Origin of the sequence: Candidatus Chryseopegocella kryptomonas (assembly GCF_001536065.1) — a bacterium.
In the GTDB taxonomy this organism is placed as follows: Bacteria; Bacteroidota; Ignavibacteria; order Kryptoniales; family Kryptoniaceae; genus Kryptonium; species Kryptonium kryptomonas.
This window is the reverse complement of record NZ_CZVW01000014.1, coordinates 14,766-31,397: the sequence shown is the minus strand read 5'-3', so window position 1 is coordinate 31,397 and position 16,632 is coordinate 14,766. Positions and strand designations below refer to the sequence as shown.

The following is a 16,632-nucleotide window of genomic DNA, read 5'->3' as shown; positions in this document are numbered from 1 at the left end:
GGGTTTGTGTTTTTAAATTAAAAACAAAAAAAATTGCCCGGGTGGCGGAACTGGGAGACGCGCTACATTCAGGGTGTAGTGGGCTTAAAGCCCGTGCGGGTTCGAATCCCGCCCCGGGCACAGGTTGACAACAAAATGAATCTATCCAATGAACGAATCAATTGAAAGAACGGATGGAAAACCATCGGAAGTTGGCGTGTGGGATTATTTGTATGTGATTTACAAATGGAGAAAATTTATAGTTTTGAATGTTTTAATTTTGACTTTGATTGCTGTTATCGTAGCACTTCTTCTTCCAGTTCAGTATAAAGCAACCGCGACTGTTATGGCACCGCGAAAGAGCGATTTGTTTGGGGGACTTGATGCATTTAGCCAGTCAATTCGTGAATTTGCACCTTTTTTGAGAGGTTTGAGCGGTAATCAACCGCCACTTTTCACATATCTTGCGATTTTAAACAGCAGAACAGCGATGGAAAAAGTTGTAAATAAATTCAATCTGATGAAAGTTTATGCCATAAAAGATTCATCAATGGAAAAAGCGATAAAAAAACTTCGTGGTAATACTGATTTTGAAATTGATGAAAATGGTGTGCTTGTGATAAATGTTTACGATGAGGATAGAAAAAGAGCAGCTGATATGGCGAATTATTTTATTGAGGTTTTGAATGAAATTAACATAAAACTTAACATTGAAGAGGCAAGAAACAATAGAATTGTGCTTGAAAAGAGATATCTCCAGAATCTTGCGGATTTGAAAGCGGCTGAGGATACGCTTAAAAAGTTTCAGCAAAAATATGGAATTTATTATCTCCCCGAACAAACAAAAGCAGCAGTTGAAGCAGCGGCTGAACTTGAAGCTCAGATAATGGCTGAGGAAGTTAAACTTGGAATTTTGCAAAGGCAACTTGGAGAAGATGCTTCTGAGGTTAAACTTGCCAAAATTCAAATTGAAGAGATGCGAAAGAGATTAAATCAAATGAAAGAAGGAAACGATAAGTTGAAAAGTGAACTGAGTTTGTTTGTCCCGTTTAAAGATATGCCCGAGCTTGGATTACAGTATTTGCGTTTGTATCGTGATTATGAGATTCAGAATAAACTTCTTGAATTTATCGTTCCACTTTATGAACAGGCGAAAATTGAAGAGCAGAAAAATGTCCCAGTTGTTCAGGTGCTTGACTATGCAGTTCCGCCCGAGAAGAAAGCAAGACCGTTTAGAACATTGATTGTTTTGTCTGTTTTTTCTTCCGCTCTTGTTTTGTTTATCATAATTGCGTTTGTGAATGAATCTTTTTTAAACCGAAAGAGAATGCTTAACTCACTTGAAATCAAGACATATAACTTCGCAAGAAAGATCGCCGAACTGTATAAAATTTCTTAACACATTTTTCACTGTATGAAGCAAATGCAGGTTAATCAAATCTCAAACTCTCTCACTGGAAAACTTATCCTGAAAAACACGGTCATTAATTTTATCGGTCAGGTTCTCCCGATTCTTGCTGCGATAATTGGTGTCCCAGTTTTGATTAAGTTTCTCGGGGTTGAAAGATTTGGGATTTTATCTCTTTTGTGGATGGTTATGTGGTATTCAACGATGCTTGATCTTGGTCTTGGCAGAGCAACGACAAAATTTGTCTCGGAAGAAATTGCAAAGTCAAATTTTGAAAAAATTCCGAAAATATTCTGGACTTCTGCTTTGGTTCAATTTGGTATTGGAGTTTTAATTGGAATGGTTTTTTTCGCTTTAACTCCGATTGTGGTTGAAAAATTTTTAAAAATATCTCCATCAATTTTAGAAGAGACAAAGTTAGCATTTTATTTAATTTCTTTTTCTGCTCCGATAATACTTGTAAGCACTTCATTTCAAGGAGTTCTGGAAGCGTATCAAAGATTTGACCTTGTAAATGCTGTCATTGTGCCTGTTAAAATTGGTGTTTTAATTTTATCCATAGTCGGCGCACTTTTAAATCTCAAACTTTATGGAATAATTTTTCTTTTGATTTTGATGCGTGTTTTTATGATTCTTGTTTTGTTTTTTCTTGATGTAAAAATCAATCCTGAGATTAGAAAAGTTTTCAACTTTGACTTTAATCTGCTACCATCACTTTTTTCCTTTGGTGGCTGGGTCACGGTAGTTAACATTGTTAATCCAGTTTTAATTTATTCAGACAGGTTTTTAATTGGTGCGATTTTATCAACAAGTGTTCTTGCATATTACACTGCGCCGTTTGAGGTTGTGCAAAGGTTATGGGTAATTCCAGCAAGTTTTACGATGACCCTTTTCCCAGCTTTTAGTTTGTTGAGTGGTGGGAATCAAGATGAGAGGATAAGCAATTTATTTTCAAGAGCTGTTAAGTTAACATTTATCGCTTTATTCCCGATCGTCTTTGTCATTTCTTTTTTTTCATCTGAAATTTTGAATTTATGGCTCGGTCATGAATTTGCTTTAAAAAGTTCAAATATTTTCAAAATTCTTGCCTACGGAATTTTATTAAATTCAATTGCTGGATTTCCGATGATTTTGTTTCAAGGGATCGGTAAGCCAGATGTTATAGCAAAGGTTTATATTGCTGAGCTTGTTCTTTATATTCCGTTGCTTTCTTTGTTTATTTACAAGTTTGGAATTGTAGGAGCAGGGCTTGGCTGGATAATTAGGCAGGTCATTGACATTGTGATATTGTTTGGGTTGATATTCGGGAAAAAAACAATTCGTATGAAAGAGTTTATAAATGCGGAAATGCTTGAATTGGGATTGTTTTTTCTCCTTTCTATTTTGATTGTTATGTATGCTGATTCGTTAAGTTTGATTTTTAAGTTCATCTCTGCGGTCTCATTGTTGTGTGTTTTTATGTATGTTGTATGGTTCAGGGTTTTGAGTGGTGAGGAAAGAAATGCTGTTAAAGTTTTTGTGAAAATAAAAAAGTTTTAAGCAATGGATTATGCACCTGTTAGCGTGATAATTCCGTGTTATAATGGCAAAGATACAATTGAGAGAGCAATAAAGTCAGTTTATGATCAAACATGGAGACCTGCGGAGTTAATCGTTGTTGATGATGGAAGTGATAAAGAAACTGTTGAATTTTTAAGGGAATTAAAGCGAAAATACGGTGACTGGATGAAGTTGATTGAACTTGGGAAAAATTCAGGTGGACCAAGCATTCCAAGAAATGTTGGATGGGATAATGCGACTCAACCTTATGTTGCGTTTCTTGACCACGACGACGCATGGCATCCGAGAAAAATTGAAATTCAACTCAATTTTATGTTACAAAATCCAGAAATCGCAATGTCAGGTCATCGGGTTATGTTGCAAAACTCTTCCTTAACTAGCGATATCCTGAGCGATAACTTTGCTTTTGATATTATCAGTGGAAATCTAATACTATTTAGTAATTTAATTCCATCGTCCTCGGTAATTTTAAAACGTAATTTGCCTTGTAGATTTGATGGTAGGTTTAAATTTTGCGATGATTATCACCTTTGGATAAGGTTGGTTAAGAGTCGTTTTAAGGTAGTTTTAATAAACCTAATTTTAGCATTTTGGTTTAGGCCCTTTTACAGTCCTGGTGGAGCAAGTTCTAAGCTGTGGGCTATGGAAAAGGAAGAAATAAGCGTTTATATTGATTTGGGGAAACAAGGATATATCCCCAAACTTTATCTTCCGTTTTTAGTTTCTTTTTCGTTTTTGAAATTTTTAAGAAGAGTGATGGTCAGTTTGCGATGGAGATAACGCAGGAAAGTAAATATGTTCCAGTTGTGGATGTTCAAAGTGTTTTGTTGTTTTTTGCTTTGTTTTCGCCGTTTATAGGTATGTGGGTGAATTATTATGCGATGTGGATTTTGATGTTTGCTCTTGTTTTGATGTGGATTGTTCTTACGAAGAAAGAGGCAAATGCGGGTTTATTTTTTCTTTGGGGGCTTGAGTTTGAACCAGCGCCGGTTGATTTTGCTTTTGCAGGAGCGTGGTTTAAAAGAATTATTTCGGCTGATATAAAATGGTTTTCTCATCCATCTTTGCATCTACTTCTTGCGTATATATTTTTAAATTTGTTGCAAATTTTTTATTCAACATCAATCGCAAGAGCTGCATTTTTTGCTTTCGTTACCGTTTATACAATTTCCCTTGCTTTTTATTTTTCCGGATACATAAAGAGCGTTGAAATATGGAATGAGGTAAAAAAATTTTATTTGATGGCGGTTTATATTTCTGCGATTGTTCTTATCTTAATGATTTTGCTTATCTTTGTTCAAGGGCGACTGGGAAGACCTGCGGGATTTTTTAAAGACCCAAATGTTGCAGGTGCGTTTATAACTACTGGTGCTTTATATGCTATGAGTAAAATTTTATTCGGCAAAAGGGAGGAGATTTTAAAATTTACACTTCTATTTTTGTTTTTGTTTCTTTCCATTGTGTTAACTTTTTCGAGAGGTTCGCTTTTAAACTTGATTAGTGGAATTTTATTCCTTGGCTTTATATCAATAATTACAAAGAGAAGCAAAAGATTTTTCGTTGTTTTGATTGTTGCGTTTTTGATTGCGATTGTTTCGGTTCCAGTTATTCTTGAAGTTTTTAGACAGAGTTTTAGATTTAGAGGAGCGCAATGGTATGATATTTACGGCAGGGCTATGGCTTGGCGTGCGGGGATTGAACTTTTTAAATCATATCCGTTGGGAATTGGACCAGGGCAATTTGAAAATTATTCGCTTGATTATCAAAAGTCAATGGGTGGATGGATGTTAAGGTTAACTCCATCGGCTCATAATTTTTATCTGAGAGTTTTAACTGAAAATGGTTCAATTGGTTTTTTAACAATTATTTTTGCCTTGATTTTTGTGATTTTAACTTCATTTAAATTTTTGTTTAAAGCAAATAGAGATGAAAAATTTTCTGTTTTTTCTGATTTAGTTTGGATTTTGAGCTCAATTTTAGGAATTTTAGTTCAAAGTTTCGTAATTGACACATTACACTGGCGTCATTTCTGGATTCTTATTGGTTTTTTGCTTGGAATTTTAAATTTATACGAGTTCAAGAACAAAAATTAGATTTTAAACTTGCGAATTCTCTATGTTGTGACATCGGCTGGATTTGGAGGAGCTTCAATGCATGTCCTTCAACTTTTAAAATTTATGCGTTCGCTGGGGCACGAAGTTGCGCTTGTTTCTGCTCCGGATAGGCGATTGATAACGGAAGCAAAAAATGCCGGAGCTAAGGTTTTTGAAAATCCTTATTTTGTTCGTCGCTTTCACATTTTAAACGATGTAAAAGCTTTCATACCTGTTTACAAGGCGATCAGAGATTTTAAACCTGATATAATTCATGCTCATAGCACAAAAGCTGGAGTGATAGCGCGGTTCTGGTCTGCTGTTTTAGGGATTAAATCTGTGATTTTTACCGCTCATGGATGGGTTTTCACCGAAGGAAAAAAGTATATTGAGCGATGGATAACGGCGCAGGTTGAAAAATTAATGGCTAAATTTACTGCAAAAATAATATGTGTTTCTGAGTTTGATAAAAATCTCGCTTTAAAATTTAGCGTTGCACCTGAAAATAAGTTAATTACAATCCACAATGGCGTTGACCCGATGGCTTTTGCTGAAAGTTTAAAAAGCAAAAACTTAAAGAAAATTGATAATGAAATATGCATTACATTCGTTGGAAGATTAGCCCCGCCCAAAGATATTTTTTTGCTGATTGATGCAGTTCAATCAATTGATGGAATCAAGGTTTTGATTGTTGGCGATGGTGAGTTGAGAGATAAAGTTGAAAAATATATTTTGAAAAAGAATCTGGATACAAAGATAAAATTACTCGGTGAGAGAGCTGATGTTCCAGATATACTTGCTCAAAGCGATATATTTGTTCTGCCTTCAAGATGGGAGGGATTGCCATTGACGATTATAGAAGCAATGATGGCGAAATTGCCAGTTGTTGCTACCGCGGTTGGCGGTGTTCCGGAATTAGTTGATGATGGGATAACGGGGATTCTTGTCCCGCCGGCAGATGTTGAAGCATTGCGAGTTGCAATAAAAAAATTGATTGAATACCCAGATTTGAGGATCAAAATGGGTGAAAATGGTTATAAAAAGGCGGTGGAAAAATTTAAACTTGAAAATATGCTTGTGAAAACTTTAAATGTTTATTATGAGGTTTTAAATTCGCTTAAACAAAATGAAGTTCAAAATGTCAAAGTTAACTGAGCGGATAATTACGCTTGTAATTGACATCTTTGCTTTCGCAATCGCCTGGTTGTGCTATTATCTAATCAGAGTTGAAAGTGGATGGTTTCCTTATTATGTTAAGCCTGAATTTTTAATTCCGATGGTTGTGATAAGTGTTTACTGGCTTATTTTGTTTTGGCTGTTTGGACTTTATCAATCTTGGTATGCGAAGTCGCGACTTGATGAAGTTATAAGTATTTTAAAAACCGTCACTTTTGGTGTTTTATTTCTTTTCTTTGCCATTTTCATTGATGATATCTCAACAAATGCACCAGCAAACTCGCGGTTGTTAATTCTCATTTACTGGTTCTTGATGCTGTTTTTTACATCTGTTGGAAGAGTTGGAATAAGAACATTGCAAAGGAAACTCCTTGAAAAAGGAATAGGTGCAAGAAATACTTTAATAGTTGGGTTTAATGAAAAAGGGAAAGAAATTTTTGATCTGCTGAAAAAATATCCGGCGCTTGGATATAGAGTTGTCGGGTTTATCAGAACTGATAAAAGGAGAGGCGGTGAGTATGCTGGAGTGAAAGTTCTTGGGAATGTGGACGGAATTAACGAAATCATAAAGAAATATGATGTGAAAGAAATAATTTTTGCGCTTGATTCAAATGAACACGATAAACTTCTTGATTTAATTGGAAGATGCGATGAGGAAGTTAATTTCAAAATTGTGCCAGACCTTTACGATGCAATTAGTGGTTTAGCGAGGACTAATCAAATCTATGGATTCCCGCTTATTGAGATAATGCCTGAGTTGATGAAGCCGTGGGAAAAAGTAGCCAAAAGATTGATAGATATTGTGGTTTCGCTTGTCGTTCTCGTTGTTGGATTGCCATTATGGATTTTGATAGCAATTTTAATAAAACTTGATTCCCGTGGACCTATAATTTACAAACAAGAAAGAGTTGGTAAAGATGGAAAAATTTTCACACTTTACAAATTCCGTTCAATGTATGAAAACGCAGAGGCGATGACTGGACCGACTTGGGCAACTAAAAACGATCCAAGAGTTACACGCATTGGCAAAATTTTGAGAAAACTTCATCTTGATGAAATCCCGCAATTTTTCAATGTTTTGAAAGGTGATATGAGTTTAATCGGACCACGACCTGAAAGACCTATGTTTGTTGAAAAACTTTCAAAAGAAATTCCGCTTTATAAGAGAAGATTGAAAGTTAAACCTGGCATAACGGGTTGGGCTCAGGTGAAGTATAAATACGATGAATCAATTGAAGATGTGAAGAAGAAACTTCAATATGATCTTTTTTACATTGAGAATATGTCTTTGCGTATGGATTTGAAGATAATAGCATACACAATTTTGCATGTTTTGTCGGGCAAAGGACAAGCTTAACAATTTAAAAATAAACAAAGGAAATAATGCAAGTTCCAATTTTTACACCGGTGAGACAGTATCTGAATTTGAAAGAAGAAATTGACAAAGCAATTCAAAAAGTTTTAAACGCTGGGAATTTTATCCTTGGGGAAGAAGTCAGAGAATTTGAGTCAAAAGTTGCTGAATATCTTGGTGTCAAACATGCAATCGGCGTTGCATCTGGAACTGACGCATTGCAAATTGCTTTGATGGCGATTGATTTAAAGCCAGGTGATGAAGTTATAACAACACCATTTACTTTTGTTGCAACAGCTGAAACAATTGCCTTGCTTGGTGGGAAGCCGATTTATGTTGACATTGACGAAAAAACTTACAATATAAATCCAGATTTAATTGAGGAAAAGATAACTGAAAAAACGAAAGCAATCATCCCGGTTCATCTTTACGGTCAGTCGGCGGAGATGGATAAAATTATGGATATTGCACGACGTTACAATCTTTATGTGATTGAGGATTCAGCGCAAGCTTTGGGTGCTGAATATAAAAATAGAAAAGTTTGCACATTTGGAGATATCGCCTGCATAAGCTTTTTCCCGACGAAAAATCTGGGTGCTTTTGGAGATGCTGGAATGATTGTGACAAATAACGATGAACTTGCGGAGAAAATCAAAATGATAAGAGTTCACGGCTCAAAGATAAGATACAAGCACGAAATTCTTGGAGTTAACAGTCGGCTTGACACTTTACAAGCAAGTATTCTTCTTGTCAAATTGAAATATCTTGACAGATGGAATGAGAGAAGAGCTGAAATTGCAAAAAAATATAACGATGCTTTCCAAAATTTAGACGGAATAATAACTCCTTACTGCGAACCATACAACAAACATATTTATCATCAATATACGATAAGAACTGAACAAAGGGATGCGCTTGCACAATTTTTAAAGGAAAGAGGGATTCAAACAGCGGTTCATTATCCGATTCCACTTCATCTTCAAAAAGCGTTTTCATATTTTGGTTATAAACCCGGAGATTTCCCCGTCGCAGAGCAATGTTCAAAAGAAGTTCTTTCACTTCCGATGTTTCCTGAACTAACTGATGAAGAAGTTGATTATGTTGTTAAAAGTGTGAATGAATTTTTCAAAATTAACAAAGATTAGTTTATGCGTGTTCTTGTAATCATACCAACATATAATGAGGCGGAAAATATAAAAAGTTTAATCCCCGAGGTTCTTGCGCAGGGTGAAAAGCTTGGCTCATCTGTTAGGATTGAAGTTCTTGTTGTTGATGATAATTCTCCTGATGGGACAGCACAGATTGTGAAAGAATTTCAGAAAGTTTACGAAGACAAAGTTCATTTGATTGAAAGACCCGGAAAACTCGGGCTTGGGACTGCTTATGTTGAGGGTTTTAAATATGCCTTGAAAAATGGTTATGATTATGTTTTTGAAATGGATGCGGATTTTTCTCACGATCCAAAGGAAATACCGAAAATTTTAAATGGAGCTCTTGACAGTTATGACATAGTCATCGGTTCAAGATACTCGCACGGGGTTTCTGTTTTGAACTGGCCGATGAGTAGAGTTCTTTTAAGTTACTTTGCAAATTTATACGCAAGGAAAATGACTGGAGTTCCGATTATGGATTTGACAAGTGGTTTCAAGTGCATTTCAAGAAGAGTTCTTGAGAAAATTGATCTTGATGGGATTAGATCAAATGGTTATGCTTTTCAGATAGAGTTGACAGTTAAAGCGTATTACAAAGGGTTGAAGATAAAAGAGCATCCGATAATTTTTGTTGAGAGAAGAAGCGGGGTTTCAAAGATGAGCAAAAAAATTGTCTTTGAGGCTGCTTTGATGGTTCTTCGTCTTTCTGCTTATAGATTTTTGAAACTTTTCAAGAGAAGAAAAAATGGGAGTTGATCTTTCAATAATTATCGTCAATTACAATGTGAAGGAATTTCTTGAAAATGCTCTTATTTCAATTAAAAAAGCGATTGAAGGTATAAACGCAGAGATATTTGTTGTTGACAACGCAAGCGAAGATGGAAGCGTTGAAATGATAAAGCAAAAATTTCCAGATGTTAATTTAATTGCAAACTCCGAAAATCTCGGCTTTGCAAAAGCAAATAATCAAGCGTTAAAACTTGCCAAAGGAAAATATATCCTTCTTATAAATCCTGACACAATCGTTCAAGAGGATACATTTAGAGTTTTGCTCTCGTTTCTTGAATCGCATCCAGAGTGTGGGATGGTTGGATGTAAAGTTTTAAACCCTGATGGAACGCTTCAACTTGCTTGCAGGCGAAGTTTTCCAACCCCGTGGGTTGCGTTTACAAAAATGATTGGCTTGTCAAGTTTGTTTCCGAAAAGCAAAATTTTCGCAAAGTATAACTTAACCTATCTTGACCCTGATGAAGTTGCTGAAGTTGATGCGGTGAGTGGTTCGTTTATGATGATAAGAAGAGAAGTTTATGAAAAAGTCGGCGGACTTGATGAGGATTTCTTTATGTATGGAGAAGATATTGATTGGTGTTATAGGATAAAAAAAGCAGGTTGGAAAATTTATTATGTCCCGTTTACGCAGATAATTCATTTCAAAGGTGAAAGCACAAAGAGAAGCAATATAGATGAAATTCGTGTCTTTTACGAGGCGATGAAAATTTTTGTGAGAAAGCATTATAAAGAGTTTGCTTTGCTTGGCGTAATTTTGAGAGTTGGAATTTTTTTAAGGGGTTTGGTTGCTTTGCTTGGAAAATTTATTAAAAATTACTGGGATATGCTCGTTGACCTTGTGATAGTTTTATTTTCTTTCCTTGCTGGTGAATTCATAAGGTTTGGTCAAATTTTTGCACTTCCGAAATATGCTTATCCTGAAGTTTTAATTGTTCCGCCTTTGATAACAATTTTTTCATTATACGCTTTCGGAGTTTACACAAATAGAAAATTTTCAATTGGTTATTCTGTTATCGCTGTCTGGTTTTCGGCTCTTGTTTTGTCTTCTTTGACTTTTTTCCTGAAAGAATACGCTTTTAGCAGAATGATTGTTCTTATGATGACTTTGTTGAACACATTTTTAATTCCGCTGTGGAGATTGTTGTTAAGAATTCTTGGAAAGATTCCGTTTGTGAATATAAGTATCGTTGCAAAGCGAGTTTTAATCGTTGGGACGGGAGCAAATGTTTCTTCTTTGATCAAAAAATTAAAGAATAGAACGAGCGAAAATATAAAAGTTGTTGGTGTGGTTGATTATGATTTGAGAAGAGTCGGCGAGAAAATTGATGGAGTTGAGATCATCGGAAGTATTAGTTCAATTGAAAAGATAATTCGTGAGAGAAAAATAAATGATGTCATTTTTTTAAGCGATGAAGTGCCTTATTCGCAGATACTTTCTGTGATAAGTCGTGTGAGGGATAGAAGCGTTAATTTCAAACTTGCTTTGGTTGGTTCAGATTTGATTTTGAGCAAGGCAAGTATTGACACGCTTGATGATATTCCAGTTCTTGATATTGATTACAATGTGAATAAATTTTTGAACCGATTTGCGAAGAGAGTTTTTGATATAATTTTCACAATTCCGCTTTTGATTTTTGTGTATCCTTTGGTATATTTAAAAAAATTTTCACGCAAGAAAGTTGGAAATTTTGATGAGAAAATTTTGCTTTTGCCGAAGGTGTTAAGTGGAAAGTTGAGTTTGGTCGGTCGTCCGCTTGATTCGCCAGATGAAAAAAATTATCTTGGAAAAAAAGGTTTGACAGGAATAGTTCAAATCTCTGATCACGAGAATCTATCTGAAGAGGAGATTGAAAGGTTGAATATATTTTATGCTCGGAATCAATCGCTTGCACTTGACATTGAGATTTTAATCAGGACTCTTATAAACTTGATCAAAAATAAAGGTCATTTTTAGGATGTCAAAATTTGTTCTTGATTTTGAGAAGCCGATAGTTGAACTTGAACAGAAAATTGAGGAAATGCGCAAGTTTGCAAATAGCGGTGGAGTTGATTTGAGCGATGAGATAAGAAAACTTGAAGAAAAGGTTGAGGAGTTGAAGAAAAACATTTATTCAAACTTAACACGATGGCAGAAGGTTCAAATCGCAAGGCATCCCGATAGACCTTATCCTTTGGATTACATTTATCTTATGATGAGTGATTTTGTTGAACTTCACGGTGATAGATATTTCGGTGATGATAAAGCGATGATAGGTGGTTTTGCGAAGTTGGGTGATTACACTGTGGTTGTAATTGGAACGCAAAAAGGTCGGGACACGAAGTCAAATCTTTATAGAAATTTCGGTATGCCACATCCCGAGGGATATAGAAAAGCATTGAGATTAATGAAACTTGCGGAGAAATTTAACAAGCCAGTTATAACTTTGATTGACACTCCGGGCGCATACCCAGGCATCGGAGCAGAGGAAAGAGGACAGGCGGAGGCAATTGCAAGAAATCTCTTTGAAATGGCAAAACTTGAAGTTCCGATAATCGTTGTGATAATTGGTGAGGGAGCAAGCGGTGGAGCGCTTGGAATTGGAGTCGGCGATCGTGTTCTTATGTTGGAACATGCTTGGTATTCCGTAATTGCTCCAGAGTCGTGTTCAAGTATCTTGTGGAGAAGCTGGGATTATAAGGAGCAAGCAGCGGAGCAACTTAAACTTACGGCTCAAGATCTCATAAAACTTGGTGTGATTGATAGAATTGTCCCCGAACCTCTTGGAGGAGCGCATCGGGATCATAAAGAAGCAGCGAGAATTTTAAAAGAAATTTTACTTGAAGAACTTGACACACTTACGAAGATAAAGCCCAAAAAACTGGTTGAGATGAGAATTCAAAAATACAGAAAAATGGGGTTCTGGGAAGAATGATAAAGCACGTTTTTAAAATTAGGGTAAGATATTCAGACACGGATCAGATGAGGTTTGTCTATCATGCGAAGTTTTTTGAGTATTTTGAATGGGCGAGGACAGAGCTTTTGAGAGATTATGGTTTGCCGTATAGCGAGATTGAAAGAATGGGTTATCTCATCCCTGTTCTTGAAGCGTATGCAAAATTTAAAAAGCCAGCTTACTATGATGACTTGTTAAGGATTGAAACATATATGAAAGAAATTCCAAACTTAAAATTTCGGCTTGAATATGAAGTTTATCGTGATATTGATGACGAGTTAATCGCCGAGGGATACACTGAACATGTTTTTCTTGATGCGAAGACATACAGACCTGTGAAACCGCCGGATGTTTTTATGAATTTTGTCATTGAACAGTTTAAATCTTGTAAAAACAAAAAATGTTAAGTTATGTTTGATAAAGAGCTTTTGAAAATTCTCGCATGCCCGAAGTGCAAAGGTGATTTAAAGTATGTTGAAGAGCCAGAATCACTTGTCTGTGAAAAATGTGATAAAGTTTATGAGATAAGAGACGGAATTCCGATTCTGCTTGTTGATGAAGAAAATGAGGATTGAAAATGGGCATAAAATACGAAGACGAGATTGTTGAGATAGTCAAAAGGGCGCTTGTTGAAGATATAGGTTATGGAGATATAACGACGATTTCTGTAATTGGTGATGAATATATTGAAGCAAGTGGTGAGTTTCTCGTTAAAAGTGATGGAATAATTGCGGGGCTTGATGTCGTGTGGCTTGTTTTTAAAACAATTGATCCGGGTTTAAATTTTGTTCCTTATGTCAGCGATGGTGATGAAGTTAAAAATGGAGATATTGTCGGCGTTGTGAGCGGTGATGTTAGAAGCATATTGAGTGCGGAGAGAACTGCTTTGAATTTTCTTCAAAGGATGAGCGGGATTGCAACTTTAACGAATAAGTTTGTCAAGGCGGTGGATGGAACGAAAGCGAAAATTACAGACACAAGAAAGACAGCGCCGGGACTTCGCTTGATTGATAAAATTGCAGTTGAAGTTGGCGGTGGTGTAAATCATAGATTTGGGCTTTATGATATGATTTTGATAAAAGATAATCACATAGCAGTCGCAGGAGGAATTGAAAAGGCGATTGAAAGATGTTTGAAGTATGTCAAAGAGAAAAATGTGGATGTAAAAATTGAGGTTGAAGCACAAAATCTTGATGATGTGCAAAAAGTTTTGAAAATTGGTGGAGTTGATAGAATTTTGCTTGACAATTTCAAAATTGATGATTTGAAAAAAGCTGTTGATTTGATCTCTGGTAAATTTGAAGTTGAAGCTTCGGGCGGGATTACGCTTGAAAATGTCCGCCAAGTTGCGGAAACTGGCGTTGATTACATCTCAATAGGAATGTTAACTCATTCACCAAAAGCACTTGATATTTCGCTTGAAATAAAAATTTAACAGATATGGAGATTATTTCAGATTTTCTTGTCATTGGAAGTGGAATTGCTGGTTTGTTTTATGCTTTGAAAGTTGCAGATTACGGTCAAGTTGTTATAATCACAAAGAAAGAGAGAGCTGAATCAAATACAAATTACGCCCAAGGGGGAATTGCTTCTGTTTTCTCGCCAGATGATTCATACGAGCTTCACATTCAGGATACATTGAATGCGGGAGCGGGACTTTGCAAGCGTGAAGCAGTTGAAATTATGGTCCGTGAAGGACCGAAAAAAGTTGAAGAACTTATCCAAATCGGGGTTGAATTTACGAGGACTCAAAATGGAAAACTTGATCTTGGGATGGAAGGCGGACATTCAAGGAAAAGAATTGTTCACGCAAAGGATTTAACAGGGCGTGAGATTGAAAGGGCATTGATTGAAAAAGTTTTAAGCCATCCAAATGTGAAAATTTTTGAGCATCATGTTGCGATTGATTTAATAACAGAACATCATCTTGTTGGAATTGAAAAAGGGAAAAAACTTGATAATATACATTGCTGGGGAGTTTATGCACTTGATGTTAAAACTGGAGTTGTTAAGAAGTTTCTTTCAAAAGTGACGATGCTTGCTACCGGCGGTCTGGGTCAGGTTTATCTACATACGACAAATCCTTTGATAGCAACTGGAGATGGTGTGGCTATGGCTTATAGAGCAGGGGCGAAGATCGCAAATATGGAATTTATTCAATTTCATCCGACAACACTTTATAATTCTGGCTCACCTGCTTTTTTGATCTCGGAAGCTGTTCGTGGATTTGGTGGAATTTTACGCACGAAAAAAGGTGAAGATTTTATGAAAAAATACGACCCACGGGGCTCGCTTGCTCCAAGAGACATCGTTGCAAGAGCAATTGATACGGAATTAAAAAAATCAGGAGATGAATATGTCTATCTTGACTTGACTCACCTTGACCCTGACAAGGTAAAAGATAGATTTCCGCACATTTACGAGAAATGTCTTGAATTTAAAATTGACATTACGAAAGAGCCAATCCCTGTTGTTCCAGCTGCTCATTATTCCTGCGGTGGAGTTTTGACAGATCTTTGGGGAAGGAGTTCAATAGTTGGCTTGTATGCCGCTGGTGAGGTTGCGATGACCGGAGTTCACGGGGCAAATCGCCTTGCTAGTAATTCACTTCTTGAAGCGCTTGTTTTTTCTGAAAGAGCTGCGATTGATTCGGTTAGATTTGTAAATGAAAACTTTTTCAAATTTCCAGAAATTCCAGATTGGGTTGATACTGGAATTTTCAATATGGAAGAATGGGTCTTGATCTCACACGATAAAAAGGAAATTCAGCAATTGATGTGGGACTATGTTGGAATAGTTAGGTCAACATTGCGACTTGAAAGAGCAAAAAGAAGAATTGAGTTGATTGCAAATGAAGTTGAAGAATTTTATAAAAAGACGAAAGTTACAGCTGAAATTCTTGAGTTGAGGAATCTTGCAACCGTTGCTCTTCTTATAATTCGTTCTGCTTTAATGAGAAAAGAAAGTCGCGGACTGCACTTTAACACCGATTATCCATACAGAGACGATGAAAATTGGTTGAGGGACACGATAATTCAGGATATAAGGATTTGAAACGATTTCTTTTTATCTGCCTTTTTTGTTAAATTTGATTGAAGTTAAAAAATATCTTTTTCAAAATGTCCAATCACAAGGAAAATGAAATACTGCTCATACATTGCGTTGAAATTTATGAAGAGAGAATTTTTGTCAATACAAAGTTATAAGCGTTAATTTTATGGCTTCAAAAATTAAATTTGGCGTTATCGTTTTTCCGGGCTCTAATTGTGATTATGACACTTATTATGTTTTAAAGGAGGTTTTCAAGCAAGATGTTAAGTTCATATGGCATAAAGATAGTTCTGTTGGAGATGTTGATGTTGTAATTTTGCCGGGTGGATTTTCTTATGGTGATTATTTGAGACCCGGAGCTATTGCAAGGTTTTCGCCTGTGATGAAAGATGTTATAAATTTTGCTAATCGTGGTGGAAAAGTTATCGGCATTTGCAACGGATTTCAAATTTTAGTTGAAGCAGGGCTTTTACCGGGCGCTTTGTTGAGAAATTCATCTTTGAGATTTATTTGCAAATATATTTATGTCCGAGTTGAAAATAAAAATACGCCATTTACTTGCCTTTGCGAGGAAGGCGAAGTTTTAAAACTTCCAATCGCTCACGGTGATGGAAATTATTATGTTGATGAAGATACATTGAAAAGATTAATTGAGGACGAACAAGTTGTTTTTAGATACTGCGATAAGGATGGAAATATAACGGATGAAGCAAATCCAAATGGTTCTGTTTACAATATCGCTGGGATTGTTAATGAGACGGGCAATATACTTGGTATGATGCCTCATCCGGAGCGTTGTTCAGAGTCAGCGCTTGGATGCACGGATGGAGCGAAAATTTTTAATTCGTTAATTTATTCTCTTGCACTTGCAGAAGAATTTGTGATGAACAAGTAAAAGAAAAACAGTTAAAAAATTAAAAAGAGGTGAGTAAAATGTTCGGTCTTGGATGGCAGGAATTACTTTTAATTTTGATTGTGTTGCTGATTTTGTTTGGAGGCAAGCGTCTTCCAGAGCTTGCTCGTGGTTTGGGAAGCGGAATAAAGGAGTTTAAAAAAGCTTTGAGAGAGGATGAAACTACATCGCAGAATGAGAAGCCCAAAGAAATTGAGCAAAAGACGGAGAAAAAAGATTAAATAA

The 16,632-nt window shown here is 36.0% G+C and carries 16 protein-coding genes and 1 tRNA gene; all 17 read left to right on the top strand.

The features are described from left to right. Positions 1-35: 35 nt before the first annotated feature. The 17 genes from AWW83_RS06800 to AWW83_RS06720 all read left to right on the top strand — a co-directional run bounded on the left by AWW83_RS06800 (position 36) and on the right by AWW83_RS06720 (position 16,628). A tRNA-Leu gene (locus AWW83_RS06800) sits at positions 36-120 on the top strand. Positions 121-148: 28 nt separating this feature from the next. Beyond that, complete coding sequence (locus AWW83_RS06795) at positions 149-1,378, top strand: GumC family protein (RefSeq protein WP_092350232.1); 1,230 nt, start codon at positions 149-151, stop codon at positions 1,376-1,378. A gap of 24 nt (positions 1,379-1,402) precedes the next feature. After that, complete coding sequence (locus AWW83_RS06790; protein WP_159421132.1) at positions 1,403-2,926, top strand: flippase; 1,524 nt, start codon at positions 1,403-1,405, stop codon at positions 2,924-2,926. A 3-nt stretch (positions 2,927-2,929) separates the two neighbouring features. Then, positions 2,930-3,727 carry a glycosyltransferase family 2 protein gene (locus tag AWW83_RS06785; protein WP_092350228.1) on the top strand — a complete coding sequence of 266 codons (798 nt, stop codon included), beginning with the start codon at positions 2,930-2,932 and terminating at the stop codon, positions 3,725-3,727. Further along, the gene (locus AWW83_RS06780) at positions 3,718-5,040 is read left to right on the top strand and encodes an O-antigen ligase family protein (RefSeq protein ID WP_092350226.1); all 1,323 of its coding nucleotides are present in this window, start codon (positions 3,718-3,720) and stop codon (positions 5,038-5,040) included. Before AWW83_RS06785 ends, AWW83_RS06780 begins: the two co-directional genes overlap by 10 nt. A 9-nt stretch (positions 5,041-5,049) precedes the next feature. After that, on the top strand, positions 5,050-6,195 hold the full coding sequence (locus tag AWW83_RS06775; protein ID WP_092350224.1) for a glycosyltransferase family 4 protein: 1,146 nt from the start codon (positions 5,050-5,052) through the stop codon (positions 6,193-6,195). After that, positions 6,179-7,573: an undecaprenyl-phosphate glucose phosphotransferase gene (locus AWW83_RS06770; protein ID WP_092350222.1), complete on the top strand. Its 1,395-nt coding sequence runs from the start codon at positions 6,179-6,181 to the stop codon at positions 7,571-7,573. The genes AWW83_RS06775 and AWW83_RS06770 overlap by 17 nt, the downstream gene beginning before the upstream one ends. Before the next feature lie 26 nt (positions 7,574-7,599). Next, positions 7,600-8,715 carry a DegT/DnrJ/EryC1/StrS family aminotransferase gene (locus AWW83_RS06765; RefSeq protein ID WP_092350220.1) on the top strand — a complete coding sequence of 372 codons (1,116 nt, stop codon included), beginning with the start codon at positions 7,600-7,602 and terminating at the stop codon, positions 8,713-8,715. 3 nt (positions 8,716-8,718) lie between these two features. Continuing rightward, positions 8,719-9,477, top strand: coding sequence for a polyprenol monophosphomannose synthase (locus AWW83_RS06760; RefSeq protein ID WP_092350218.1), 759 nt, complete (start codon positions 8,719-8,721; stop codon positions 9,475-9,477). Next, the gene (locus tag AWW83_RS06755) at positions 9,467-11,464 is read left to right on the top strand and encodes a glycosyltransferase (protein WP_092350216.1); all 1,998 of its coding nucleotides are present in this window, start codon (positions 9,467-9,469) and stop codon (positions 11,462-11,464) included. Before AWW83_RS06760 ends, AWW83_RS06755 begins: the two co-directional genes overlap by 11 nt. Before the next feature lies 1 nt (position 11,465). Then, positions 11,466-12,422 carry an acetyl-CoA carboxylase carboxyltransferase subunit alpha gene (locus tag AWW83_RS06750; protein WP_092350214.1) on the top strand — a complete coding sequence of 319 codons (957 nt, stop codon included), beginning with the start codon at positions 11,466-11,468 and terminating at the stop codon, positions 12,420-12,422. After that, positions 12,419-12,850 (top strand): acyl-CoA thioesterase, encoded by a 432-nt coding sequence (locus tag AWW83_RS06745; protein WP_092350212.1) that lies wholly within the window; start codon positions 12,419-12,421, stop codon positions 12,848-12,850. Before AWW83_RS06750 ends, AWW83_RS06745 begins: the two co-directional genes overlap by 4 nt. A gap of 3 nt (positions 12,851-12,853) precedes the next feature. Continuing rightward, entirely contained in the window at positions 12,854-13,018 is a 165-nt protein-coding gene (locus AWW83_RS06740) for a Trm112 family protein (RefSeq protein ID WP_072211151.1), read from the top strand. 2 nt (positions 13,019-13,020) lie between these two features. Further along, the gene (gene nadC / locus AWW83_RS06735) at positions 13,021-13,878 is read left to right on the top strand and encodes a carboxylating nicotinate-nucleotide diphosphorylase (RefSeq protein ID WP_092350210.1); all 858 of its coding nucleotides are present in this window, start codon (positions 13,021-13,023) and stop codon (positions 13,876-13,878) included. Positions 13,879-13,883: 5 nt separating this feature from the next. Next, the gene (nadB, locus tag AWW83_RS06730) at positions 13,884-15,497 is read left to right on the top strand and encodes an L-aspartate oxidase (RefSeq protein ID WP_092350208.1); all 1,614 of its coding nucleotides are present in this window, start codon (positions 13,884-13,886) and stop codon (positions 15,495-15,497) included. Positions 15,498-15,660: 163 nt separating this feature from the next. Beyond that, positions 15,661-16,389 carry a phosphoribosylformylglycinamidine synthase subunit PurQ gene (purQ, locus tag AWW83_RS06725; protein WP_320409424.1) on the top strand — a complete coding sequence of 243 codons (729 nt, stop codon included), beginning with the start codon at positions 15,661-15,663 and terminating at the stop codon, positions 16,387-16,389. A 38-nt stretch (positions 16,390-16,427) separates the two neighbouring features. Next, positions 16,428-16,628, top strand: coding sequence for a twin-arginine translocase TatA/TatE family subunit (locus AWW83_RS06720; protein ID WP_092350206.1), 201 nt, complete (start codon positions 16,428-16,430; stop codon positions 16,626-16,628). Positions 16,629-16,632: the final 4 nt, after the last annotated feature.